The sequence below is a fragment of the Salinispira sp. genome, from assembly GCF_059431795.1.
This window is the reverse complement of the sequence record NZ_JBXWXS010000034.1, coordinates 1-23,943: the sequence shown is the minus strand read 5'-3', so window position 1 is coordinate 23,943 and position 23,943 is coordinate 1. Positions and strand designations below refer to the sequence as shown.

Below are 23,943 nucleotides of genomic sequence, written 5' to 3'. Positions count from 1 at the left end.
CCCCAATTCGCCGGGGTGTTGAAGGGGCCGTCAGGCCGGAGCGTCACCCACGAGGCACATCCACTCCGCCTCGGCTGCCACTTCATCTCCCACATATGCCACGCCGGATTGCTTGAGCATTTTGGGACTGATGCGGTTGTTGGTGATTTCGAAGCGCACCTTTTCATCGGGACGTACCTGACGTCGGAATTTCACCTTATCGATGGTTGCCAGGAAAAAGAGTTTGTCATCTTCAAGAACACCTGCTTGCCGCACTCCTGCTCCTCCGCACTGTGCCATGGTTTCCACCAGAATGACGCCGGGAACCACCGGGTACTGGGGAAAATGTCCCTGGAAAAACGGCTCTGCCGAGGTATACACCCGGGTGGCTGTGATGTTCTCTTTGCCGGCTTCCACTAATTCATCCACAAAAAGGAATGGTTCGCGGTGGGGCAATAATTCTTTGATATCTCTCATATGACAACTCCTTTGTCTGATATTCGTCTGAGGAAGGATCTTGTATCAATCCCCGTTCCCGGAGTGTAGCAGTTTTTTTGAATCAGATTCAAGAATAACCCCGGGATTTTATTGACAGCCAATAGGCGAAATGATAGCGTCTTTAATTATCCGTCAGGAATCCCCGGTGGAACGTCCAAGGAGGTCTTTACGAATGGATAAGAAGGATATTTTCGATCTTATAGATAAGTTCGATGAAAGCGGTATATCAGAAATCCGCTATAAAACCGAACAAGAAAGCATCACATTGAAAAAAGGGTCTGAACCCCAGGTTATTCACAGCAACCCTGTGTATCAGCCGGTCCCCGGAGCCATGGGCTCTCTTCCCCAGCATCACGATGCCCAGAGTTTTCCATCAGTAAACACTGATGCAAGAGAACAGAAATCCAATGATGCAGGAACAGATGGAGCTGAAACTATTACTGCTCCCATTGTGGGTACCTTTTACCGTTCCCCCGCCCCCGACAGCCCTCCTTTTGTGGATGAAGGCAGCACGGCGAAAGCGGGAAGCACTATCTGTATTATTGAAGCCATGAAGGTTCTGAATGAACTTGAAGCGGATTATGATATGGAAATTGTAAAGATCCTGGTGGAGAACGGTCAAATGATCGAGTATGGAACTCCCCTTTTTGAGGTGAAACGCGTATGATCAAGTCCATACTCATTGCGAACCGCGGAGAGATCGCTGTTCGGGTAGTACGGGCTTGCAAAGAAATGGGAATCACCTCAATCGTTGTATATTCCGAGGCTGATGCCCACTCTCTTCCGGTCCGTCTCGCGGACAAAGCGGTCTGTATTGGTCCTCCCCCCAGCTCCTCCAGCTATTTGAAAATGGAAAATCTTATTTCTGCTGCGGTTCTCAGCGGAGCAGATGCGGTTCACCCGGGTGTAGGTTTTCTTAGCGAAAATGCCAATTTTGCCCGGGAAGTTGAAAAAGCCGGCCTCATCTGGATCGGACCCCATCCTGACACTATTGCCAGAATGGGCGATAAGGTCCAGGCAAAGCTCACAGCCAAGAAATACGGCGTACCTGTCATTCCCGGACTGGAAGGTTCGGTGGAGGATCCCGAAGCGGCGAAAAAAGCCGCCGATGAGATGGGCTACCCGGTAATTATCAAGGCAGCATCTGGAGGGGGCGGAAAGGGCATGCGAATTGTCCGGGATTCGGATGATTTTATCGGAACCCTGAGAATCGCTTCAAGTGAAGCCCAGGCCTCTTTCAACGATGGGACTGTCTATCTTGAAAAGTACCTGGAGAATCCCCGACATGTTGAAATTCAGATTTTAGGCGACAGCCATGGAAATGTGGTTCATCTTGGAGAACGGGACTGTTCCTGTCAGGAGAATCATCAGAAACTGGTGGAAGAAAGCCCTTCAACCGTAGTCACACCGGAAATGCGTAAGAATATGGGTGAAGACGCCGTGCGCTTGTTTCAAGGTCTGGAATACTGCGGAGCAGGAACCATCGAGTTCCTGGTTACCGAAGGTGCGTACTATTTCATGGAAGTGAATGCACGGGTGCAGGTTGAACATCCGGTGACTGAGATGGTTACCGGTGTGGATATCATTATGGAACAGATCCGTGTGGCCAGCGGACTTGAGCTGGGCATTCGACAGGAAAATGTACGCCTTGACGGCTATGCCGTGGAATGCCGGGTGAATGCCAAAGCGCCGGGCAAGATCAGCGACTACCTCCCCCCCGGAGGTTATGGCGTGCGGGTGGAGAGCTTTCTCTACAACGGCTACAGCGTATCTCCGTTCTATGATTCCATGGTCGCCAAAATAATTTGCTATGCTCAGACCCGGGATGAGGGGCTGGATCGGATGAACCGGGTTCTGGACGAGCTGATTCTGGTGGGAATTCCCACGAATATCGAAACCCAGAAGAAGATCATCAATTCAAAGATCTTTCGAAGCGGAGAGTACGGCACCGATGTGCTGACTCACATCCTTGCCGAGGAGGATTAATCAGATGGCAGATACCAGAGTGGCAAAACTGATCCAGAAAATATTCAGGAAAAAAATGAAATTCAGCGACTTTTCCGTCGCTGACGACCGGGGTTTTCTTCAGAAAGAGCATAAATGCCCCAGCTGTAACGCCCAGCTGGACTCGGAGCTGTTGAAGCAAAATTTTTATGTATGTTCCCAATGCGGACATCATTTTCGAATATCCGCCCCTGAGCGTCTGCGTTTCCTGGCGGATAACGGCGAGTATCAGGAGTTTTCCTCGGATCTTCAGACGGTGAATCCTCTGGAATTCCCCGAGTATGAAGAGAAGGTGAAAAAGAGTCAGCAGAAAACCGGACTGAACGAAGCGGTACAGACGGTATTATGCCGCATCGAGGGCCGGGAGGCGGTTGTGGGAATTATGAATTTCCAATTTCTCGGTGGAAGCATGGGGTCTGTGGTTGGCGAAAAGATCGCACGGGCCATTCTCCTGGCCGCCCAGCGGGGTCTTCCCTGTATTCTCTTCACAGCCTCCGGGGGAGCCCGAATGCACGAGGGAATTTTTTCCCTCATGCAGATGGCAAAAACCTCTCATGCCGCAGCCCTTCTGGAGCAGGTGGGGCAGCCTCTGTTTATTATGCTTACAGACCCCACAACCGGAGGAGTGACCGCAAGCTTCGCCATGCTGGGAGATGTAACCCTGGCCGAGCCCAATGCGCTTATCGGTTTTGCAGGACCCCGGGTAATTGAGGGAATTATGAAGCAGAAACTTCCCGTTGGTTTTCAGAGGGCGGAATTCCAGCAGGAACAGGGGTTCGTGGATAAAATTGTTCCCCGATCCCAGCTTCGAAAGACATTGGCATTTCTCATAGATGCCCACAGCTACGAAGGGGGGAAGGCCTGATGCGTGACAGAGAACTTCAAAAGCGAATTCGCGAACTGAAAAATCTTGCACATATAAAGCAGATAGACATAAACGATGACCTCAACCGGATAAGCGCCAAACTTACCGGAGACGGACCGGGCTCCATGGATGCCTGGCAGAGGGTCACTCTTGCCCGGAATCAGGACCGTCCCAATGTGCTGGAGTATCTCGGGAAGATTTCCGACAGCTTTGTGGAGCTTCATGGCGACCGTCTCTATGGTGATGACCTCGCCATGGTGGGGGGAATCGCCAAAATCGGCGGGGTGCCCTTCACCTTCATGGGCCACCAGAAAGGTCGAACCATGAAGGAAAATCTGAAGCGCAATTATGGTTGGGCCCACCCGGAAGGCTACAGAAAAGCCCTCCGCCTTGCCCGGCAGGCAGAAAAATTCAGACGCCCCATTCTCACCCTCATCGATACCGCAGGAGCTTATCCGGGAATCGGCAGTGAGGAACGGGGAATATCTGAGGCAATCGCAACAAACCTGAAGATGTTTTCGGTTCTGAAAACTCCCATTATTGCCATAGTGATCGGTGAAGGGGGATCCGGAGGAGCCTTGGGAATCGGCGTGGGCGACAGGGTGTACATGCTGGAAAATTCCACCTATTCGGTTATCAGTCCTGAAGGGTTCGCCTCAATTCTTCTCCGGGATGCCAAAAAAAATCAGCTCGCTGCAGATCTGATGAAGATGACCGCTCCCGACCTGCTGAAATTCGGCATTATTAACGGAATTATTCCCGAACCTCCTTCTGGAGCCCACAACGACCCGGACTTCGTGGCCAGCAGACTGAAAGAAACGATCATTACCTCCTACCAGGAGCTGAAAGAGAAAAAAATGGAGCAGCTTTTAAAAGAGAGAAGTCAAAAGCTGCTCAGTCTGGGTGAATTTCACGATCCCCATAATGATCAGGAAGAAAACTTTTTCAAAAAGCTGTTCCGTTTCCGGTAATTTCTGAACAGTGCTTCAGGCCGGGTCCCGGGGCCGGGGCTGCGGGGCGAAAAATGCATCCAGGTTAATAACTTCAACCAAACGAGCCGTCGGATTCCATGAATCGGACGGCTCGTATTTTATGTTGTGAGAATAGAAGGTTGCCCCAGGGATCTCATTCTGACAATCCGGAAGCTGCTAAATTCCCTGAAAGCTGAGCCACTGTGAAATAAGCAGTGGAAGTTCCACCAGCCCGGCGAGCTGAAGTACCACCGGAATGAGAAAGAGCAGAATGAAGAGGATCCGTACCGGATGCCCTTTTACGCTGCTTTTTCTTCTGAGGAACGGCAGGGCGGTAAGGAGCGCGAAAATGAGGAATAGACCTGCAAACACTCCGGAACTCACCCCAGGTGCGTTTTGATGCCAGTCCTTGAGGCGGAAACTGAGACCGATAAGCCAGTTGGTAATCCGTGCATACTGACCGAAAATCATCAACACACCAATAACAAGGAGAATCCCCCCGCTGATCCGCTGGATGGTCACCATATGGGGTTTGAGTTTTTTCAGCACAGAATCTGCTCGTGTAATGAAAAGACTTGTAAGGAAAAAGGGTAGAGCGAGGCCGAGAGAATATGCCACCAGAAGAATTGTTCCCTGGGCCAGGCTTGATGAGCCGGCGGCCATAGCCAGAATTCCCGCGAGAATGGGTCCGATACAGGGCGACCATCCCGCAGCAAACGCCATGCCAAGCAGCATGGCACCTCCCATGCCGGCAGGGCGCTTGGCCAGGTGAAAGCGCTTTTCGTAATTTAAGAACCCGATAAAATTAAAAATCAGGTTCAAACCGAATACGGTTACGATAATTCCGGCAATCAGGTTAATCCAGTAGGTGGCTCCACTGAAGGCTGCAGCGGTTCCGCTGAATATCATGCCCAGTACCACAAAAACCACGGTGAACCCCAGTATGAAACTTAAGGTCTTGAGCATGAGAGGAAGCTTTGGAGACTCTCCATCCCGAAGTTCCTTCAGACCCTGCCCCCCAATAAAGGAGACATAGCTGGGAACCAGGGGAAGCACGCATGGACTGAGGAAGCTCACCGTACCCGCTGCCAACGCCAGAAAGATGTTGAGATTTTGGGGGTTCATCGGCTTATCCCTGCATCAGCTGACGGAAAAGTGCGCGATACTGTTCTCCGTCATAGATATGGGTTCCAACCTTTCCGGCAATCACGTTCCCGTCGGGACCGATAATATATGTAGTAGGTATTCCCCGGATTCCGTACTGATAGCTGGTTCGTCCGTTGCGGTCCATAAGAATGGGAAAATCATAACCCTGTTCTTCCACAAAGTCTGCAACCACCGACGGCTCTTCCTGCTGATTAACGGCCAGGAGGACAAAATTCTCATCCTTGAGATCCGCATGCAAGTCATTCATTGAAGGCATTTCCACCCGGCAGGGACCGCACCATGTGGCCCAAAAATTTAAAAACACCACCTTCCCCCGGAAATCGCTCAAGGATACCTCTTCGCCATTTAAGTAGTTGAGGGTGAAATCCGGTGCCTCCACCGGTTCATCGAACACCGTCATCCCGATATTTCGTAATGCAGCCAGAGACTGTTCCCGGGTTTGTATGGAGGAGGGCACCGGATTTGCGCCAGTGTCGGGAGAGGGCGATTCTTCCTGTTTATCCTCAGCAATGCCGGTGTCAGGTGAAGAGCTTTCCTCAGCTCCAAGTGCCGTGAGTTGGACCGGAATGAACAGAAATGCCATTAACATGAGCACTGCGGTAATCCGTTGTGCTCTTACTTGGGCTGGCTGTGTATTCATATATAACTCCGAATATATAGTAAAGTTAAGAAACAATATAGTTCTTCTGGGTATAAATGGAAAGTACTATCACGGGGAAAATCTTTTTTTGTGGATACAAACCGAGGCATATCAATCTAATACCGGCTCATTCCGGATAGCCACTCCCGGCTGTGGATTGTATTACCCAAGGGAAGAGAATTATATGCGAAGATATCCGCTGAATACCAGCGCGGAAATATTGTATGCAAGATGTACGAGTATGGGGAATACAACCCTGCCGCTGAAAATACACAGCCATGCCAGAATTGCTCCAGAGATAAGAGAGAAAAGCATCCCGCCGACCCCTGCATACAAATGCCCCAATGAAAAGAGCAATGCCGATGCCAGGATGGCGGTGGGCCGATTCATCTCCAGGCGCAGTATCCCAATGATGAGGATTTTTCGGTAAAAGAGTTCCTCAACCAATACCGCTGCCGTGGTGAAAAGCAGAATGAGAATCAGATCAGAAACACCATCGGGGCTTGGGAATAGGGGGGCCGTTTCATTCCCGAAGAGCGCAGCTGCCGCCAGGTTGAGAGCCGATATTCCAAGGTAGCTAACCCCGGATGCAGCCAGCACAGGCCCGAATCCCGGTGATGGAAGGTTGAAGCTATAATGCCCATACCTGCCGGTGAGCAAAATGATGCCGATGAGCACCAATTTTACCAGGTTCACCCCGAGCAATACGGCGGGTATGGAAAATGTTCCCCGCAACAGATGGGGGAGCAGAAGAAAGTCAATAAGATAAGAGAAAATGATAAAAAGCGCGATATCTTTACAGGAAGCGCCACAGTTACGTATAATCATACTAATACTCCCGGCTTCCCGTTACCTGCCCGGAACCGTTTTCACGGGCTTTTTACGCCGGTCAGGGGACTCAGGACAGCAGCGGGGCCGAATTTCGTGCTGGGTGCCCAATGGAGCGAATTGAATGACCATCTTTTTTATTGTTCTTCTAGTACTTGCTGTACTCGCCTCAATTCTGATTCAGCGTTCGGGAGGATTCAGTTTTCCATGGATGAGTTTTTATGTCAAAGGTAAGGAAGCTGGGTTTTCATGGGGTGAAATCAATTTACTGCGGAAAGTTGCGGTTCAAAACAAACTCCCAAATCCCAGTTCCTTGTTCTGGTCCGAAAAAACCCTGGACCGTTCCATCCGTGGGGTGATGGTCCGCCAGCGTTCGAAGGGTGTGGCCGAAACTCCCGAATCGGTGGAATTTCTCTCCAAGCTGTTTGAATTCCGGAAACGGGTTGAGTTTAACCTGCCTAAGTATCGCTTGGGAATTACCACTACCAGGAATATGGTGGCCGGACAGTACATGAAAATCGTTCTTCCCGGCGCAGGAGTGTACCTTTCAAAAATCGTTGAAAATCTCCGGAAGTATCTGGCAATTGCATACCCCGAAGGTAAGGCCTTGCCGCCGGGATTCAGCTGGCGGGGTCAGAAGGTAAAAGTATATTTCTGGCGCAAAGAAGATGCAGGATACTTTTTCGAGACCGATGTACTGGGAGATTACACCGACAAGCAGTATCCTATACTGCATATTAAGCATTCGGACAGCCTTGTGCGTGTACAAAAACGAAACAGTATCAGAGTCGGGCTGAACCAGAGCGCATATCTGTATCGTCTGCGAACCATCAATGAAGCCTCAGAATCAGTGGAGCACAGCGGCGGGTACCGCTGCAAGCTTGTGGATATTTCAGAGGACGGAGCGGGAGTACTGGTGGGCGGACGGGGAAAGGCCGGAATGCCGGTGAAAATACAAACAGACCTCCAGGGACAGAGCGTTATTCTCAACGGCGTGGTGAAGGATGTGAGCTATAAAGATTCGAAAAATGTCTCCATCCTGCATATACAGGCGGTTCATCCCAGCCCTGTAATGAAAAACCGGATTCTCAGCTACGTATACGGCATTTTCAAGGATTGAGAAAACGGTAATTTGATTGCAAAAGCTTTCGGGACTCATTAGTATTTGCTGTGAGACAATCCGGTGAAAATTGTCCTGTTCACCGATCTCTCAGGGTCGGCAGAGGTAACTATTTGGCCCCTGCAGCATTATTATGTATATTGACCATGGCAACCGAAGATGTGAACTTTGGAGGTTGCCTCTTTAGGAAATGGAGGAATTCATGAAGACCCCTGCACGATACAGCATCCTTCTCGTAGTATTCATCTTTGCTGCCGTTTCAGTCTCCGCTCAGGATGGAACTGACGGTAATGAAAATCTGCCCCCTGAGGTTCAGGCTTTTGTAGAAGCCTTTGAGCGGGTGGAAGATGTCGGCAAACTGGAAGTTATTGAAAGTACCCTGGATGCCCAGGTAAATCAGCTTGAAACGTTTTATGCCGATGTACTCGACTATGTTGTGAACAACGAGGACAGTATCAGCTCCAACACCCAGCTGCGAGAAATGGCGCTCCTGGTGTTTCCCCGGATTGTTGAAGGGGGGTTCACCGGAATGAACCGGCAGCTGTGGACGCTCTTCGACTCGTTTGAAGAAACCTTCTGGAGAATTGAAGTCCTGAATGTCATGGAAGAGGTGGGGCAGGGTGACAGACAGCTGGCCATAAACCTGGCCGACTGGATGGCTGACCAGAACCAGAGCAAGCGTGCCGGCACCCGTCCGGATTTTCAGGTGGTGAGAGAGGCCGTTGAAACCCTGGGCGCGCTGGGAGATCCGGTGGTGTATCCCGTACTGCTGGATACCGTTCTGAACCAGTATTCCGCAGAAATATCCGGAATTGCCCTCCGGGCCATAGCTAATTACGAGAACCGCAGCGATTTGCTGGTAGAAACCCTTGAGGATAGTCAGCCCCCGATCAAGCGTGAGCTGTTCACACTTTATACCAACCGCGATGAGTTTGAAGATATCATTCTTGAAGTGTCTCATCGGGTGCTCTCCCATATTCTGGAAACCCGTCCCAATAATATGGAAGCCAGAATTACCCTGGACAGCATCCGTCTGGATGCGGCTCGTATCCTTTCCGCTTCACCCAGGGAAGAATTCGCACCTGCGCTTATTGCCCATCTGGATGCGGCCATTCGGTCCTACGACCGGGGAACCGCAGACAAGAGTCTGCTGCTGGAAGCTGTGGCAGCTCTTGGGCAAACCGACAGCACCGAAGCTGCAGTGCGCCTGGCGGAATATCTTGATCTCATCAACACATATACCGAACTTGACCGGCCCTTTGACCGTCAGATCACCCTGGCTATCATTAATAATCTGAAAACTTTGGGCAAACCTGAAGCATACAACCCCTTATACATGGTTACAGTATTGAACTATTCCAATGGTGTACAGGATGCTGCCAGGGAGGCCCTGGAGGCGGTACGACAGTAATGTATTGCTGAACCGGCTTCGGACCGGTTCAGTGGGAACCTTGTTGAGGGGTTCCGGCGGACAAAATCACTGCGCCCTCCTGTGTATGGAGGGCGTTGTTGTTTCTTCTTGAACTGATAATATATGCCGCATGTTACCGCCGAATATCCGGGGCCGTGGAAGCCGCGCATAAATTCTCCCTGCCCGTAATCGGGATTCTGGCGGCGGGTTTGCTTGCATCCTCACTCCTGCTCGCCCGGATTCCATCCCCCCGTCGAAAAGATACGCCGCCCCCCGCAAGACGACTGGTAAACCCCGGAGCCCAGCTTTTAAACAGGACCGCAGCTGCACTGTCGGTTCTTGCAACCCTTTGGGTTTTTGCCGGACTGGAAGCTGATACTGACCTGCCTCCCCATATGCCCGGAGAATATCCCGATGATATGTTGGCTGCAGCCCGCTCCATACGGGTAGAGGGCAGGGTGGATGCGGACAGCCGCCTGGATTACCGAGGTCGCACTGTTCACAGCATAGATAATCTGATTCTGACAATGGAGAACGGGAGCAGCTTCTCCCGTCCGGGAAGCGCAATCTTTGAATTGCCGGGAGAACGTTTTTTCCGGGGTGAGCGGTTGGAAATCGTCATCAGCGCTTCCGCCGATGACCTGAGCCGCATTCCGTTGCAGGCAGGAATGGTGAAATTGCTCCATAGGGGAAGGGCCGGCGGAGAGACGCCAATGGTCCATCAGGGCATTCTCCCCAGGCTGGAGGATGCTGGATTATTGCTCCGAAGGCGTATCCGGAGCAGAATTCTTGAAGGTCTTCAGCTGCTTGATAACCCCGGGAGAGCATTTGTTCAGAGTCTTGTTCTGGGGTACCGCAGCGGTCTGCCTGCCGTGTTTTCCCTGGTGTACCGCCAGGCGGGGGTTATGCATATTCTGGTGCTCAGCGGAATGCATCTGGTGTTGCTCTATGCTGGGGTGCTCAGGCTTCTGCCCGGTTTCTGTACGGCTGAAATGCGGGAGGTCATTGCACTTCTGACAATCCTGCTCTATTTGGCAATCATCAACCCCGGAACATCGGCGTTCAGGGCGGCGGGGGCTATATTCTGCTATTCTGCGGCGAATATGGCCGGCGTACGTATGAAACCGGAGGTGCTCCTTCGGCTTTTGTGGACCAGTCTGGTACTGGTTCGCCCCGCATCTCTTCTGGATGCAGGAATGTACCTTTCGTTTGCTGCCGTATGGGGGCTCATGAATCTTCGTACGCCCTACAGCTTTCTCGCAGGCAGGATCCGTTGGCTGCTGGCAGCATACTCCAACCCTTTTCGAGCTGGTGCAACGGATGGCGGAAGGGCAAATTTCCGTAAATTTCCCATTCTCCGGTCTGCGGGGAAATGGATTGGGGATATGGTGACCAGCTCGCTGGCCGCCCAGAGCGGGGTAATGCCGCTGGCCTTGCTGCTGTTCTCCGGGTTTTCCCCCCACTCCTGGATTGTTCTGCCTCTGGTCATACTTCCGTTTTATGTTCTATTTGCACTATGCGTGGGCAGCATTCCGCTTTTGCTTGTTTGGCCTGCCGCGGCCGGGATTCTTAACGGGATGTTGATGCTCATTATTGATCTGATTCACCGCCTATTGTTTCCGTTTCACCTTTTAGGGGCCGGGCTGAACCAGAGTCCCCAGCTGCTCAAGCTGGCCGGTTGGCTGCTTTTTCTGCTGCCTTACCTCGGCTGGCAGTTCTATTGTGTGAAGCATACGCTTCTGGTATCTTCCAGTCATGTTCAACTACGATTCGCTAAAGGATATCCGGGAGCTTCTCACCGGCCGGGGCATCGCCATGCAGAAGCGCTTCGGGCAAAATTTCATGATCAACCCAGCCATGCGGGAAAAGGTGGTGGATTGTCTCCCGCCGGTAGCAGGCAGACACATCTGGGAGATCGGACCGGGAATCGGAGCGTTGAGCAGAATGCTCCTGAACAGGTCGGCACAGCTCACCATGTTTGAGATTGACCGGGGATTTATCCAGACCCTGAAGGAGCTCTTTCGGGAAGATATTCAAAACGGGGACTGCAGATTGGTTGAAGGTGACGGGAACAAGACCTTGTTTCAGCAGCAGGAAATGCCGGATATGGTTATTGGAAATCTGCCCTATAATGTGGGCTCGGGAATGATCGCAAGACTGCTTACATCGGGGTTTCATACTCTGCCCATGGTGTTCACTTTGCAGAAAGAAGTGGTGGAGCGTATTTGTGCGACTCCCGGATCTCCCCGCTACGGCAGTTTTTCCGTGCTTGCCCAATATGCCATGACCTGCAAAAACTCGGGGACCATATCCCCTGGATCCTTTTATCCTGCCCCCGAAGTATCCAGTGCCATTCTCAGCATGACCCCCGGCAATGACCCGCTTGCCGGGCGAGGTCTGGCGGTGTTGGATGGGGTTTTGAGAATACTCTTTCACAACCGGAGAAAAACCCTGGCGAATAATATTAAGAATATGGGAGATGAGCGAAGGATAATCCCGAGGCCGGAAACCGGGCAGCAGGCAGACCCCGCTTCCATCCGGATAACCCCGGAACTCCTTCGAAGTGCCCTGGAAGAAACGGACGCCGGACTCAAAGCCCGGGCCGATTCTCTGGGAATGGATGATTTTCGAAGCATTGTGGCGTACATCCTGCTGCATTCTTCACCCGATTGAAAAAAAGAGGATCCCGAGTTGAATTGCTATGACCCTTAACATGCTCCATGCGGCCTGTAATTGGCCCAGGTCCCTTACTGGGCCATGCGACCTTTAATGGCCTCATGAGAATGAAGCCCGGGGGCCTGACTCCTACAGCAGCTTTAATTCCTTCAGGGTTTTTTCAATCTGTTTTTTCACCGTGTCTGTGGGCTCACAGAGGGGTAAACGGTAACGGTCGCTGCAATGCCCTGCAAGATGCATGGCGTATTTTACCGGAATGGGGTTGGTGTCCAGGAACATGGCTTTGAACAAGGGCATGAGCCGGTAGTGGACTTGTCTTGCTCCGCCAAAGTTTGCGCTTGCTGCCAAAGTTGTGAGTTCCTTCATTTCTCCGGGGATAATATTGCTTGCCACCGACACAACACCCTCCGCTCCCACGCTCATCAAAGGCAGGGTGACGTTATCGTCCCCGCTGAGCAGCGAGAACCCCTCAGGTCTGCGGTGGATAATATCCATTACCTGGGACAAATCTCCGCTTGCTTCCTTCACTCCCACAATTTGGGGATGTTCAGCCAGCCGGAGTATAGTATCCGCTTCAATATTCTTTCCTGTGCGTCCGGGAATATTGTAGATAATTACCGGAAGGCCGGTAGCTTCTCCGATGGCTGAAAAATGCCGATAAAACCCTTCCTGGCTGGGCTTATTGTAGTAGGGTGCCACCTGCAAACTTGCCGCTGCACCCATATCCCGGGCTTTCATGGTCATGTCTATGGCTTCGCTGGTGGAGTTCGACCCCGTACCGGCAATCACCGGCACCCGGCCTGCAGCCTGTTCTATGACAATTCGGATAACTTCCAGGTTCTCTTCATGGGTCACTGTGGGGCTTTCTCCGGTAGTGCCCATGGGCACCAGACCATCCACCCCTCCGTCTATCTGATCTTCAACAATCTTCCGCAGCGCGCCTTCATCTATGGTCCCGTCTGCTGTGAACGGGGTAATTAACGCAGTATATACTCCGGTAAACATTTCTGCCTCCTGTGACTGCCGGGGATATAGCCCGGTCTCTTGGTGATCTTTCAGTTTTCCATAAGGTTCTGGAAGAAGCTGTCTGTATGGTACATGCCCTTCCTGTTCCGGAGCCACTCAAGTCCCAGAACCGATCCCGAGGCAAACCCCGAACGGTTTCTTGCGCTGTGTTCCAGAACGATGCTGTCAGCCGGACTGTCCAGGGTCACTCTGTGAATACCCGGTATGTGACCCCCCCGAACCGTCCCGATGTGAAGCTCGTCGTCACGGATTTCCCGCTGAAGAGGATCGAAACAGATCTCTTTTTTCCGTTCCAGCTTTTCAAGAATTTTGCCCGCAACTGTCAAGGCCGTGCCTGACGGGCTGTCTTTCTTTTTTTTATGATGATATTCATGCATCATTATGTCGTAATCATCAAGGGAATTAATGAGTCCGGCGGCTTCTTCCACAATCCGGAAAAAAAGGTTGGCGCCGGGACTGAAATTTGAGCCGTAGAGCAGCGCTCCTCCCTGCTCTTCCAGGATCTTCCCCGCTTCCTGTTCCCTCTCCTGCCAGCCGGTGGTGCCGATAACCATGGGAATGTTCCGCCGTGCGAGAAAATCGATCCTCTCCAGAATACCTTCAGGCAGTCCGAATTCTATGACCCCTTCTGTTTCTTGCAGGGCTGAATCGCTGAGCTCGGTGAACGCTCCGCCAACAGGATCAATGGTGGAAACAATGCTGTGTCCACGATCTGCGGCTATACGCTCAACTTCTTTTCCCATTCTTCCGTAGCCGATTATGGTGATATTCATATAGTCTGTTCCTCGTTCTGTATGCCTTGGTGCCGCTTGTTCCTGCAGCGAAGCTTACTCACACTGGCTGATGGTCAGCGCTCCGGTATTCACAATATCCTCAACCGAGCAGCCCCGGCTGAGGTCGCTGATGGGTTTGGCAAAGCCCTGGAGTACCGGCCCGATTGCCTCTGCGCTTCCCAGACGCTGTACCAGTTTATACCCGATGTTTCCCGCTTGAAGGTCCGGGAATACCAGGGTATTTGCACTGCCGGCAACCGATGATCCCGGAGCCTTTTTCTTGCCCACCGAGGGAACTATGGCCGCATCCAACTGAAGCTCCCCGTCAATTTCCAGATCAGGATGTTTTTCCCGAACCATCTGTGTAGCCCGCACCACCTTTTCGGTTTCTTCAGTTTTTGCGCTGCCTTTGGTGGAAAAACTGAGCATGGCCACTTTAGGCTCGGTTTTCAGGAACGTCCGACAGCTTTCCGCCGCAGCCGCGGCAATTTCCGCAAGCTGGGAGTCGCTGGGGTTGGGAATTGTGGCACAGTCACTGAAAATCATCTGCCCCTCATGGCCCCACTGGGTGTCCGGATGGATCATTACGAAACAGGATGAAGCGGAACTGATACCCGGTTTGGTCTTGATAATGGTGAATGCGGCCTTCAGAACATCTCCTGTGGTATTCTCCGCGCCGGCAACCACGGCATCTGCATCTCCAAGTCGCACCATCATGCAGCCGAAGCGCAGCAGATGGTCCATATCCTCAAATGCCTGCTCAGCCGTCATTCCCTTATGTTTTCGCAATTCATAATACTCGTTCCCATATGCGCTTCTTCTCTCATCGCTTGCAGGGGTGACAATATCCACTTGGGAAAGATCCACTGATAATTTCTGTGCTGCCTGCTCAATTTCATTTCTGTTTCCAAGCAAACTCACTTTAGCGGCTATTCCCCGTTTACGGATTTCAGCCGCGGCCTGAATGGTTCTTGGTTCTGTTCCTTCGGGGAGCACCAGATGCTTTTGCTTTTTTTTTGCAATGTCATGCATGTTCTCAATGAAAGTCATAATACCGTCCTGAATTATTTTTTTTGATCTGTCTGTATGCCGAATAATAAATTTCGCCTACATACTATCATACTCGTTTTTTCGTTGGTATAGTGCAATTATGAAAATTGCGGTGTATGGACTGGGGAGATTCGGCAGATTCTGGGCCGAATTGCTCATGGATTTAGGCTTCAATGTCTGCGGGTATAATCGCTCCTCAAGAGACAGCGGAACTCGGATACCCCGCGTCGCTCTAGAAGAAGCATGCGCCTCGGATGTGCTGTTTATCTGCTCATCCATATCTTCAATTCCACAGGTGGCGGGGGAAATTGCACCTCTCTTGAGGCACGATACCCTGGTGGTGGATACCTGTTCGGTGAAGCTCTATCCATTGCGGGAGTTGTCCCGTGTGCTGCCCGATTCACAGCCCATTCTGGGCACCCATCCCATGTTCGGGCCAGATTCTGCGGGCAGCGGAATTCAGGGGCTGCCACTGGTAATATCTCCATGGACCGCCCCGGAAAGCTCTCTGGAATTTTGGTCCCAACAGTTCAGTCGGGCAGGGATGGAGGTTATTTCCATGAGCGCAGATGAACATGATCATGAAGCCGCGCGGACACAGGGAATTACCCACTTCATCGGCCGGTTTCTTGCCAGTCTGGAATTGAAGCCTTCTCGAATATCCACACTGGGTTTTCGGAAAATCTTCGAGGTAATGGAACAGACCTGCAACGATCCCTGGCAGTTATTCATCGATCTGCAAAAATACAATCCCTATACCGGAGAAATCCGAGGGGAGATGACCCGTCATTTTGAACAGATGATTCAACTATTGGACGGCCAGCAGATGGACAGTCATCAGAAGCAATAGTACATTTAATTGTCCGGGTTTTTCGGCCCGGGCGGGAGGAAAAGCATATGTCGGATCTTCGGGTGCGAAGCATAGACGAAAGCAACCTTGAAACGGTTATTGCGGCGGATGTGGATTTTGAGGGGGAAATGTCCCTCACCGATCCCATTTTGATTAAAGGCAGAATCAAGGGCTCCATAACCACCGGGAGTAATCTCTATGTGAGTGAACAGGCGGATTTAGAAGCTGAAATAGATGCTCCAGTGGTAAGTATCAAGGGCAGCGTTGCGGGAGATGTTCAGGCCCGCAACCGGCTTGAACTATTTAAAAGCGGGCGCCTTACCGGGAAGGTTCGCACCCCGGATCTAATCGTACAAAGCGGAAGCATATTCAACGGGACCTGCTCAATGCCCGATTCACCGGCATCACTTCCCGCTGACCAAAACACTGACGGGGATGCACAGGGAGGGCTGAAATGAAGGTGAGCGTTTCTCCCACGGTTTCTGCCGTTTTTCGGAGCGTCCTGCGGGCAATTCCTGCTCTCATTGTTTTAATCGGGTTGTTCATGGTATCTGCTCCGATGTATTCCCAGGAGCAGGGGGCTCAGGCCCGGGAAGATGCACTGCAGGCGTTCCGGGAAGGTCGTTACCAGGATGCCATCCGGATTACCAACAGGGAGATCGACTCAACACCGGGCAACATGGATTCCTACGCGGTGCAGGGGTGGACTCTCCTGGCTCTGGGACGCTGGGCCGATGCGGTCGATCTTGCCCAAAGAGGTCTACAGGTCTCCCGCTATGATCACCGGGTAATCGCAATTATGGGCGAAGCCCAGTATCAGCTGGGGAATAATCTTGCAGCCCTTCAATATCTTCAGGAATACACGGCTATCAGACCCGATGGGGCAATTATCGATGAAGTGTACCGCCAAATGGCTGAGGTATATATGCGGCTGGGAGAGTACCATTCCGCCGATATCGCATATACCACCGCGTTATATTACGATTCCTCCCAGGCACAGTGGTGGTACCGTCTGGGCCTGGCCCGGGAGCAAGGCGGGAACGATGCCCTTGCCCTTGAAGCGTACGAACAGGCGGTGAGCATAGATCCCAACCTTACGGACGCCAATGAGGCAGTAGAGCGTCTCTCCATCTGATGCCCGGCACCGAGGCCCGGCCTGATCCCGGCACTGTAGTCAAAAATCGAGGATAGAAGCTGATGCCAGATACCGAGGCCAGAAGCCAAGGCCCGGCGCTAAGGTCCGGCGCCAAGGTCCGGTGCCAAGGCCCGGCGCTAAGGCCCGGTGCCAAGGTCCGGCGCTGCCGCCAAATCTTTTCCCGGGATACCCCTGAATTTCCCGGGGTATTCCCCCGCCGATTTGACAAAATTCCGGGAACAACGGGAGCCGGGCTGGGTTTTGTATAATAATGTAAGTAGAGATGCTGAATAGAATCCATAAAACATTAGTAAAAAAAGCAAGTATAATTGTGGTAAAGTAAAATATATGAGTTATACTTTGAAAAAGGCGACCCCTGGACAAACATGTAAAAATTTCAGGGGCCTGGAGGTAATTATGAAAAAAACAGTACTGCTGATTACAGCATTCCTTATGGTATCCGGGGCTGCCTTTGCGCAGTTGGATCCGTTTATGCCCCCAAACCCCATAACTTTTGCTCAGGGCGGCGCCTTTACCGCTAATGCTGAAGGTATGAACTCGTTCTTTTATAACCCGGCGGGTTTCCGGCATGAAAAAGGAGAACTCACCCTCACATCCGTGGGAGTGTACGCCATGCTGGACAGGGCCATATTGGATCTTGCCGGAGCATTGCTTGGCGGCGATTCCGGAGAGGCATCGTTCTCTACCCGGCAGAGTGAATCTGAGCTCCCTGCGGAATTGCAGGGTCTGGGCCTCGAAGGAGTCTTTACCGAGGTTGAGAGTGTTTCCACGTGGCTTGAAGATGTGAACACTGCCGACCCCGAAGCCGGCGATGCAGCAATATCTGCAGCTTTGGATCAGATTGCCACAATGGATCCTTCCCTTGCTGACGATATTTCCGAGTTACAAACGGCAATCGAAAACGGTGAAGAGGTTTCCCCTGAGCAGCTTGCCGGTGCTATAATCTCATCTCCCATCTTCGAGGAAGGTGAGTCCGGCAACTCAAATCTTACCGAAATTATCAAAGCCATGGATGAGGCGGCTACTGAAGAGTCAGATAAAAACGGAACCAGCGTTCCCACCGCAGATGAGAGTCTTGGTGAAGGTTGGGAAGATAGTGTAGATGCTGCGGTTGCTGAAGCAAAGAAAAGCATTCCCTCAGGACAGATGCGCTTTGGAGCCTTGGCAGGAATTGCCTACAGCGGAAACGGACTGGGCATTGGTCTGTTTGTAAACGTTGACGGTACATTTAACGGCGATACCATACTTTCCACACGGGGCCGGGTGCTTTCATCCGTTGCAGCTGTGGGCGGTTTGTCCCTGCCCATCGGTCCCTTCTCGGTTGGAGCTCAGCTGAGGCCTACAATTCTCGGGTATGCGGATGTTAATCCTTCCCAGATTCTCATGCAGCAGTTGGGCGGTGGATCGGAAAGTGAAGAAATGGATATCGCATCGATAGTAGGTGGAGCAGTGTATTCAGGTCTATACATCGGTCTGGATGCCGGTGCCTTGTACGACCTCGGACCCTTTACATTCGGTGTTGCAGTTAAGGACCTTCTTCCTATTCCGGTACAATGGTCAAGCCATGAAGGCGTAGAACAGTACTGGGCGGCCTTAATCAGCGGAAAATTTCTGGGCGGTGATAAAGTGACAGACGCCAGTGATTTGTATCAAATCCCGCCGATGAAAGTGAATGTGGGCGCCCAGTTCAATCCTGACCTCGGTCCTCTCAGCTGGATAGTTGACCCCCGGGTGAACGTGGATATTCATGACCTGTTCGGTTTCCTGCGTTACATTAACGAGGAAGGGGTGCAGAAAGATAAGGCCACCTACGGCACAAGCTACAACTTTGTAGAACGTCTCCATGTGGGGGCTGAAGCGGCCTTCCTGGGCGGACTTGCCAGTGTGCGGGGCGGATTCTACGGTGACTTCCTGAGTGCAGGTCTTGGAATCCATCTTCTATTCCTGGATATCAATGCCGGGGTGGGGCTTTCCCAGCTCGAAAAGAACGAAGCAGGGGAGTGGGCGTTCAAGCAGCTCGGCGCAAGTGTTGAATTTGCCGTTCGCTTCTAAGTCCAGAGTACGCAAGTACTTGAAACGAAAGCACCGGGGATTCTATTTCCGGTGCTTTTTTTCTGTCATAGTGTTGACAACACAGATAAAGAGTTGATATATTCCAGGCCCATACGGAAATGAAGCGTCTCGAGCGCAGCATTTCCCGTGGTACGGGCCGCTAGCTCAGCTGGTAGAGCAACGCCCTTTTAAGGCGTGGGTCATTGGTTCGAATCCAATGCGGCTCAGGTTTGCGGAGCACTCCGCATGGTTTTTGTCTCCTTCGTCTAGTGGTTAGGACACCGGGTTTTCATCCCGGCAACAGGGGTTCGAGTCCCCTAGGAGATGACATCAGTTAATTCAAAATGGTTTTGTATTACAAAAAATAGGAGCAGATCCTTCGGGATGTGCTCCTTTTTTTATTCATAATGCCATTTTAGACCAAGCTGCAATTTCTGGCGGATGGGGTGGGTCTGCACAAAAAAGACCGTCTGAAGAGGGTCCTCAGACGGTCTTTACAATACCAGGCTGCTGATTGCTGACTAAAACCAGAACCGTAAGCCGAACGCCGCTTGAGCCCCGAATGATGGAAATGTGGGGGCTATGGTAAGTGTAGGGGCAATTTCCACAAATAATTCAAGAAAATCTACAGGATACATATTTAAGCCAATGGGAAGTCGTCCCCCAAGTTGAAAGGTGTTCGCCGCAGCTCCGATGTATAATCCCGGGCCGAGGTAAATATTTAGCGCACCTGCCAGGTTTTCATTCAGAACCCACCAATCGGCGGTGGCCCCAAAGTAGGCCGGTTCAATTCCGAAACCCAATCCAAGTAAAAATGGCAAGGAATCGAGCTTGGCAGAAAGCATTACATCGGTACCCGGTAAACCGCCGATAGGCAGTCCAAAGCTGGCACCCACACCCACTGCGGATGCGCTGAATACGGTAATAAGCATGAGTATCACAACAATCATTGCGATTTTTTTCATGTACAGTTCCTCCTGTTAGTATGTTGGAATATTTAATATAGTTTATGGTAGAATACAATTCAATTAAATTATACAGAAACGACTATATTGGGAGGAATGAATGGAAGCTGGAGACAGCCGAATACTGCTGACTGCCGATGATCTGGACGGGTATCTCAGTGCTGAAGATAAACAAGATGTAAAGGATCTGGATGAGCTGTACAACCAGGCGATGCAGGATTACAAGATTATGGAGAGCAGCGCCAATCAGACACGGCTGGATCAGTCCCGGGAAAATATCATATCAACCTATAACCGTATCGGAGATCGAATTCAGGAGATTTGCGACCGGCATCCTCAAATCAATGTTTATTCCTTTCAGCTGCCTCCTTCATCCAGGGGAGAAGCCTCCCGTCTCATAGCCAAGCTTCGGGATGTTCGCACCAGTCACCAGGAATTCCTATATTATATTCAACGGGCGTATGAGCTGCTCTTTAATCTTGCTTTTCATCAGGGTGAAACCCAGAGTAAAAACCATCTGATTGTGAAAACACCGGTAAATGATCCGGTACAAAACTATGCCATCCATAAAATCCCCGATGTGGACAGTAAAATCGAAAACTCGGTGATGTGCGTAATGCTTCGGGGAGCCCTGCTTCCTTCCATGATCATGTCCAAGGAAATCCAGGAATATTCATCCACCGGGTATGTTACTCCCTTCGCCCTGTTTCGAATTCAGCGGGATGATACCCGCAAAGAATCGGATATGCACTATGTGCTGGATTTGAAGTCTTCGTTTTTCGATCTCGCAAGTCTGGATGGAAAGGATCTTTTCTTTGCCGATCCAATGAATGCAACCGGCGGTTCGTTGGTCACCATTGTCCAGTATCTGAAAGAACAGGGTGTCAAGCCCAGATCAGTTCAGTTTTTCAATGTGATATCTGCCGTCAAGGGCAGCTTGCGGATCGCACGGGCAATTGAAGGGGTAAAGATTTACACTCTCTGGATGGATCCTGTTCTCAACAGCAAGGCATATATTCTCCCGGGTCTGGGTGACGCGGGAGACCGGCTGAACGGCCGGGACGCTGGAGGCAATCCCCGGAATATTATTCAGCTTATCGCCGACTACGGTGCGGGCATTACCAATCTATACCGCTCACAGGTACGGGAAATCGAACGCACCGTCCTCGGTGAGATGGGCTGACGCATTATGAACCGAATAACCTCCTTTAAAATCCGGGGAATTATGCTGTTTTTGTCTCTCTCTATCCTGATGCTTCCCGCCTGCGCCACATATTCACAAGCCCGTGTGGAATTATCCCAGGAATATGTCATTCTGGCGGACGAGTTTTCCAGAGAAGAAAACTATGCCCGGGCAGGGAGTCTCTACGAAAAGTCGTTAGAGCTGTATCCCGGCCACTGGAATGCCCGATACGGACTGATTAAAACGTATTTAGCCCAGGGCGATGTTTCCCGCGCAGAAGCACTGTTTCTGGAAGCGGCAGGGAAATTGAGCAATGAAGGATATCGGGAACTCCAGGCGTATTTCCTGGCCCGTGGGGGAGAATTTGGGCGGGCCGGTCAACTCTACCGCGGCCTTTTGGAAGAAGATCCTGAGAATTACGAGTACCGGTTTAACCTTGCCCTCACCCTTATAGCCCTGGAGGATTTTGAAGAAGCGTATTCCCAATTGGAGAGGGTGATAGATGCTCAGCCATCCTTCCTTCCTGCCAGAATAGAGCTTGCTGCGCTGGATTCGGATAAGGAGGATTTTCTTTCCGCCTCGTTGTGGCTGGAAGAGCAGAGTATTTCCGAATATCCCCGGGCGGCATTGCTTCTGGCACGCTCATACCGTGAACTTGAATATTTTGACCGCTTCTTCTCCGTTGCCGATCAGATGATCAGTTGGTCAACGAACTGGGGGCGCCTCAATGCCAATCTTCAAAGCGAATATGGATCCCTGTTTCTCACCGTAGCCGAACATGCGGTCCAGCAGGGCTTGAAGGATGTCCGTGTAAGGACATACCTGAGCCATATTGCCGACGACCTGGACTCATTTACGGTTGACTGGGTTTCCCAGGACATTGTTCCCGGCCTGCAGCCTGAAGAGTTGTATCCTGATAGTTTGGAGTTTATCCGTAGCCGGACTGCAGGGGGCGAGGAAGAAGCTGAGACAGCTTCCGGAACAGAAGATGAATCGAATGGCGGAGAATAGGCTATGGCCGCATGCCTGAAAAAAAAGGCTGCCGGAAACTTCTGGCAGCCATGAATAGGAAGACATATAGGGATTTTTACCCGCAAACAGTCGTGTCAGGATACAGCTGCCAGTAGGGCGTTGAATACCTTGTCCGGTGAGGGACTGCTGTCAAGGTCTGTGAGAATACCTTCCTGGGTATAATAATCAATGAGCGGGGCAGTCTGGTTCCGGTATACCTCGAGGCGCTTTTTTATTGATTCCTTGGTATCGTCCGGCCGGGTTATCAGCTCTTCGCCGGTAACATCATCCTTTCCCTGCTCCTTGGGTGGATTGAACAGAATATGATAGGTGCGGCCGGATGCCTTGTGGACCCGGCGGCCCGAAAGGCGTTGTATAATTTCTTCATCATCAAGCTGAAAATTAATAACCCCGTCCAGGGATGTCATATGTTTCAGGGCGTCTGCCTGTGCGATTGTTCTGGGGAATCCGTCGAGAATGAACCCGTCCCGGGCATCCTCCTTTTTCAGGCGCTCTTCCACGAGAGAAATGGTTAAATCATCGGGGACAAGCCCACCGGCTTCTACGATTTCCTTTACCTTTTTTCCCAATTCAGTCTGATTGCGGATTGCTCCGCGGATAATATCGCCGGTGGAAATATGGGGGATATCTTTCTCTTCGCTCAGGCGACCTGCCATGGTGCCCTTTCCGGCTCCTGGAGGTCCGAGAAAAACCAGCTTCATTTTTTTCTCCTCATCACGTCATTTTGCGTTATATTACGGGAAGGAGACTGAACAGTCAATTCAAACTCCAAGGAGGCAGCATCGATGGATTTTATGGAACGAATGAAAAAAACCCTGGACAGAGGGGTGGAAGCTTCAAGGGAATTCCTTGGAAGAGCGGGGGACACCGCCAAGGATCTCAGCGAGAAGGGCGTACTACGCCTGGAGATTCGCGAACTGGAAGGGCGGGGCAAAAAAGAATTCGCCCGGCTTGGTCAGTTGGTTTTCGATCACTTTGTGAAACAGGATAAATCCAGTATTACCGCGAAAAACCAGGAAGTCACTGAAATACTCAATGAGTTGAAATCCATTGAGGATGAAATTGCCATCAGAGAGAATAAACTTTCTGTTTCCGGAGATGATGAGGCGGAAGATTCACAAGAGGCAGATGAACCGGAAAGCAATTAATCCCATCTCCAGATCGAGCTCATCATATGAAGGGGAGAGCATGTGAAGATCTTCCCAAATATCTGTGCATAATGCGTAGTGTTCCCCATCCTGAGGCCCGTTCACAACTAGATTTTCCAGGAGGCCTCAGGTGGCTAAATTTCAAAAAAAAACCGCAAAAGGTTGTTGACTAGTTGGCATAGCTCTGGTATCTTCACGCTCACATCGGAACGGCACGGCCGGACGGTGCGATCAGGAAGCGTTGAATATCCAGACGGGGCAAAGATCTCGAACACATAACAGTGTTCATTCTTCCGAAGGAAATTATATTTCGGAAGAATCTTTCTTGTGCTTATCGAAAAGTTACTTCACATACTTCTTGACAAAAGAATCGAACTTCAATATAGTTCGTTCTCACCGGTTGGGGATCGGCGGAAACGCCTGGGTCAATCGGAGCGTCTTTGAGGCGCGTAAATCCTTCTGAAACAGTTATCTGGATTCCAGGTGCTGATATCGGAAAGCGATCTTTAACATAGTAATAGAGAGAAGGGAAAGATAAACGAGTGCGGG

25 protein-coding genes and 2 tRNA genes are annotated in these 23,943 nt (G+C 51.2%); 17 read left to right on the top strand and 10 right to left on the bottom strand.

Going from position 1 to position 23,943, the window contains the following annotated elements; genetic code table 11:
* Positions 1 to 30 precede the first annotated feature (30 nt).
* Positions 31 to 456: a 3-hydroxyacyl-ACP dehydratase FabZ gene (gene fabZ, locus AC52PS_RS12250; RefSeq protein ID WP_495563357.1), complete on the bottom strand. Its 426-nt coding sequence runs from the start codon at positions 454 to 456 to the stop codon at positions 31 to 33.
* A 193-nt stretch (positions 457 to 649) separates the two neighbouring features.
* On the opposite strand from fabZ, the gene accB reads away from it, so the two are divergent.
* Genes accB through AC52PS_RS12230 form a run of 4 tightly spaced genes read left to right on the top strand, consistent with a single transcriptional unit; the run spans position 650 to position 4,317 of the window.
* Positions 650 to 1,144 (top strand): acetyl-CoA carboxylase biotin carboxyl carrier protein, encoded by a 495-nt coding sequence (accB, locus tag AC52PS_RS12245; RefSeq protein WP_495563356.1) that lies wholly within the window; start codon positions 650 to 652, stop codon positions 1,142 to 1,144.
* Positions 1,141 to 2,463: an acetyl-CoA carboxylase biotin carboxylase subunit gene (gene accC, locus AC52PS_RS12240; RefSeq protein WP_495563355.1), complete on the top strand. Its 1,323-nt coding sequence runs from the start codon at positions 1,141 to 1,143 to the stop codon at positions 2,461 to 2,463. The genes accB and accC overlap by 4 nt, the downstream gene beginning before the upstream one ends.
* Before the next feature lie 4 nt (positions 2,464 to 2,467).
* A complete protein-coding gene (gene accD / locus AC52PS_RS12235) occupies positions 2,468 to 3,346 on the top strand; it encodes an acetyl-CoA carboxylase, carboxyltransferase subunit beta (RefSeq protein ID WP_495563354.1) in 879 nt (292 codons plus the stop codon).
* Positions 3,346 to 4,317, top strand: a complete 972-nt coding sequence (locus AC52PS_RS12230) for an acetyl-CoA carboxylase carboxyltransferase subunit alpha (RefSeq protein ID WP_495563353.1) — start codon at positions 3,346 to 3,348, stop codon at positions 4,315 to 4,317. Before accD ends, AC52PS_RS12230 begins: the two co-directional genes overlap by 1 nt.
* A gap of 177 nt (positions 4,318 to 4,494) precedes the next feature.
* Here the strand turns inward: AC52PS_RS12230 and AC52PS_RS12225 are convergent, their stop codons facing one another.
* From AC52PS_RS12225 to AC52PS_RS12215, 3 genes are all read right to left on the bottom strand, one after another.
* Positions 4,495 to 5,442: a cytochrome c biogenesis CcdA family protein gene (locus AC52PS_RS12225; RefSeq protein WP_495563352.1), complete on the bottom strand. Its 948-nt coding sequence runs from the start codon at positions 5,440 to 5,442 to the stop codon at positions 4,495 to 4,497.
* 4 nt (positions 5,443 to 5,446) lie between these two features.
* Complete coding sequence (locus AC52PS_RS12220; RefSeq protein ID WP_495563351.1) at positions 5,447 to 6,124, bottom strand: TlpA family protein disulfide reductase; 678 nt, start codon at positions 6,122 to 6,124, stop codon at positions 5,447 to 5,449.
* Between the two features lie 180 nt (positions 6,125 to 6,304).
* The gene (locus tag AC52PS_RS12215; protein WP_495563350.1) at positions 6,305 to 6,952 is read right to left on the bottom strand and encodes a CPBP family intramembrane glutamic endopeptidase; all 648 of its coding nucleotides are present in this window, start codon (positions 6,950 to 6,952) and stop codon (positions 6,305 to 6,307) included.
* A gap of 124 nt (positions 6,953 to 7,076) precedes the next feature.
* Here AC52PS_RS12215 and AC52PS_RS12210 point away from each other — a divergent pair, with 124 nt between their 5' ends.
* From AC52PS_RS12210 to rsmA, 4 genes are all read left to right on the top strand, one after another.
* A complete protein-coding gene (locus AC52PS_RS12210; RefSeq protein ID WP_495563349.1) occupies positions 7,077 to 8,072 on the top strand; it encodes a flagellar brake protein in 996 nt (331 codons plus the stop codon).
* A gap of 202 nt (positions 8,073 to 8,274) precedes the next feature.
* Positions 8,275 to 9,483, top strand: a complete 1,209-nt coding sequence (locus AC52PS_RS12205; protein ID WP_495563348.1) for a hypothetical protein — start codon at positions 8,275 to 8,277, stop codon at positions 9,481 to 9,483.
* A 98-nt stretch (positions 9,484 to 9,581) separates the two neighbouring features.
* A complete protein-coding gene (locus AC52PS_RS12200; protein WP_495563347.1) occupies positions 9,582 to 11,465 on the top strand; it encodes a ComEC/Rec2 family competence protein in 1,884 nt (627 codons plus the stop codon).
* Entirely contained in the window at positions 11,353 to 12,156 is an 804-nt protein-coding gene (rsmA, locus tag AC52PS_RS12195; protein WP_495563367.1) for a 16S rRNA (adenine(1518)-N(6)/adenine(1519)-N(6))-dimethyltransferase RsmA, read from the top strand. The genes AC52PS_RS12200 and rsmA overlap by 113 nt, the downstream gene beginning before the upstream one ends.
* 132 nt (positions 12,157 to 12,288) lie before the next feature.
* On the opposite strand, the gene dapA is transcribed toward rsmA, so the two are convergent.
* From dapA to pta, 3 genes are read right to left on the bottom strand one after another with little or no spacing between them, the layout of a single operon-like run.
* On the bottom strand, positions 12,289 to 13,164 hold the full coding sequence (dapA, locus tag AC52PS_RS12190; protein WP_495563346.1) for a 4-hydroxy-tetrahydrodipicolinate synthase: 876 nt from the start codon (positions 13,162 to 13,164) through the stop codon (positions 12,289 to 12,291).
* A gap of 50 nt (positions 13,165 to 13,214) precedes the next feature.
* Complete coding sequence (gene dapB, locus AC52PS_RS12185) at positions 13,215 to 13,958, bottom strand: 4-hydroxy-tetrahydrodipicolinate reductase (RefSeq protein ID WP_495563345.1); 744 nt, start codon at positions 13,956 to 13,958, stop codon at positions 13,215 to 13,217.
* A gap of 54 nt (positions 13,959 to 14,012) precedes the next feature.
* Entirely contained in the window at positions 14,013 to 15,008 is a 996-nt protein-coding gene (gene pta / locus AC52PS_RS12180) for a phosphate acetyltransferase (protein WP_495563344.1), read from the bottom strand.
* A gap of 100 nt (positions 15,009 to 15,108) precedes the next feature.
* On the opposite strand from pta, the gene AC52PS_RS12175 reads away from it, so the two are divergent.
* The 6 genes from AC52PS_RS12175 to AC52PS_RS12150 all read left to right on the top strand — a co-directional run bounded on the left by AC52PS_RS12175 (position 15,109) and on the right by AC52PS_RS12150 (position 19,393).
* Positions 15,109 to 15,858: a prephenate dehydrogenase/arogenate dehydrogenase family protein gene (locus AC52PS_RS12175; RefSeq protein ID WP_495563343.1), complete on the top strand. Its 750-nt coding sequence runs from the start codon at positions 15,109 to 15,111 to the stop codon at positions 15,856 to 15,858.
* A 47-nt stretch (positions 15,859 to 15,905) separates the two neighbouring features.
* Positions 15,906 to 16,316, top strand: a complete 411-nt coding sequence (locus tag AC52PS_RS12170) for a bactofilin family protein (RefSeq protein WP_495563342.1) — start codon at positions 15,906 to 15,908, stop codon at positions 16,314 to 16,316.
* Complete coding sequence (locus AC52PS_RS12165) at positions 16,313 to 16,993, top strand: tetratricopeptide repeat protein (protein ID WP_495563341.1); 681 nt, start codon at positions 16,313 to 16,315, stop codon at positions 16,991 to 16,993. The genes AC52PS_RS12170 and AC52PS_RS12165 overlap by 4 nt, the downstream gene beginning before the upstream one ends.
* Positions 16,994 to 17,410: 417 nt before the next feature.
* Positions 17,411 to 19,066, top strand: a complete 1,656-nt coding sequence (locus AC52PS_RS12160; protein ID WP_495563340.1) for a hypothetical protein — start codon at positions 17,411 to 17,413, stop codon at positions 19,064 to 19,066.
* A 154-nt stretch (positions 19,067 to 19,220) separates the two neighbouring features.
* Positions 19,221 to 19,293 (top strand) — tRNA-Lys (locus AC52PS_RS12155).
* Positions 19,294 to 19,321: 28 nt separating this feature from the next.
* Positions 19,322 to 19,393: transfer RNA gene (locus AC52PS_RS12150), tRNA-Glu, on the top strand.
* A gap of 194 nt (positions 19,394 to 19,587) precedes the next feature.
* On the opposite strand, the gene AC52PS_RS12145 is transcribed toward AC52PS_RS12150, so the two are convergent.
* Positions 19,588 to 20,031, bottom strand: a complete 444-nt coding sequence (locus AC52PS_RS12145; protein WP_495563339.1) for a hypothetical protein — start codon at positions 20,029 to 20,031, stop codon at positions 19,588 to 19,590.
* A 100-nt stretch (positions 20,032 to 20,131) separates the two neighbouring features.
* Between AC52PS_RS12145 and AC52PS_RS12140 the strand changes: the two genes are divergently transcribed.
* The gene (locus AC52PS_RS12140; protein ID WP_495563338.1) at positions 20,132 to 21,214 is read left to right on the top strand and encodes a uracil phosphoribosyltransferase; all 1,083 of its coding nucleotides are present in this window, start codon (positions 20,132 to 20,134) and stop codon (positions 21,212 to 21,214) included.
* A 6-nt stretch (positions 21,215 to 21,220) separates the two neighbouring features.
* Positions 21,221 to 22,225 (top strand): tetratricopeptide repeat protein, encoded by a 1,005-nt coding sequence (locus AC52PS_RS12135; protein ID WP_495563337.1) that lies wholly within the window; start codon positions 21,221 to 21,223, stop codon positions 22,223 to 22,225.
* Between the two features lie 95 nt (positions 22,226 to 22,320).
* On the opposite strand, the gene adk is transcribed toward AC52PS_RS12135, so the two are convergent.
* On the bottom strand, positions 22,321 to 22,947 hold the full coding sequence (gene adk, locus AC52PS_RS12130) for an adenylate kinase (RefSeq protein WP_495563336.1): 627 nt from the start codon (positions 22,945 to 22,947) through the stop codon (positions 22,321 to 22,323).
* 84 nt (positions 22,948 to 23,031) lie between these two features.
* Between adk and AC52PS_RS12125 the strand changes: the two genes are divergently transcribed.
* Positions 23,032 to 23,394 (top strand): hypothetical protein, encoded by a 363-nt coding sequence (locus AC52PS_RS12125; protein WP_495563335.1) that lies wholly within the window; start codon positions 23,032 to 23,034, stop codon positions 23,392 to 23,394.
* A 331-nt stretch (positions 23,395 to 23,725) separates the two neighbouring features.
* Here the strand turns inward: AC52PS_RS12125 and AC52PS_RS12120 are convergent.
* The coding region (locus tag AC52PS_RS12120; RefSeq protein ID WP_495563334.1) for a hypothetical protein at positions 23,726 to 23,943 on the bottom strand (218 nt) is incomplete at its 5' end.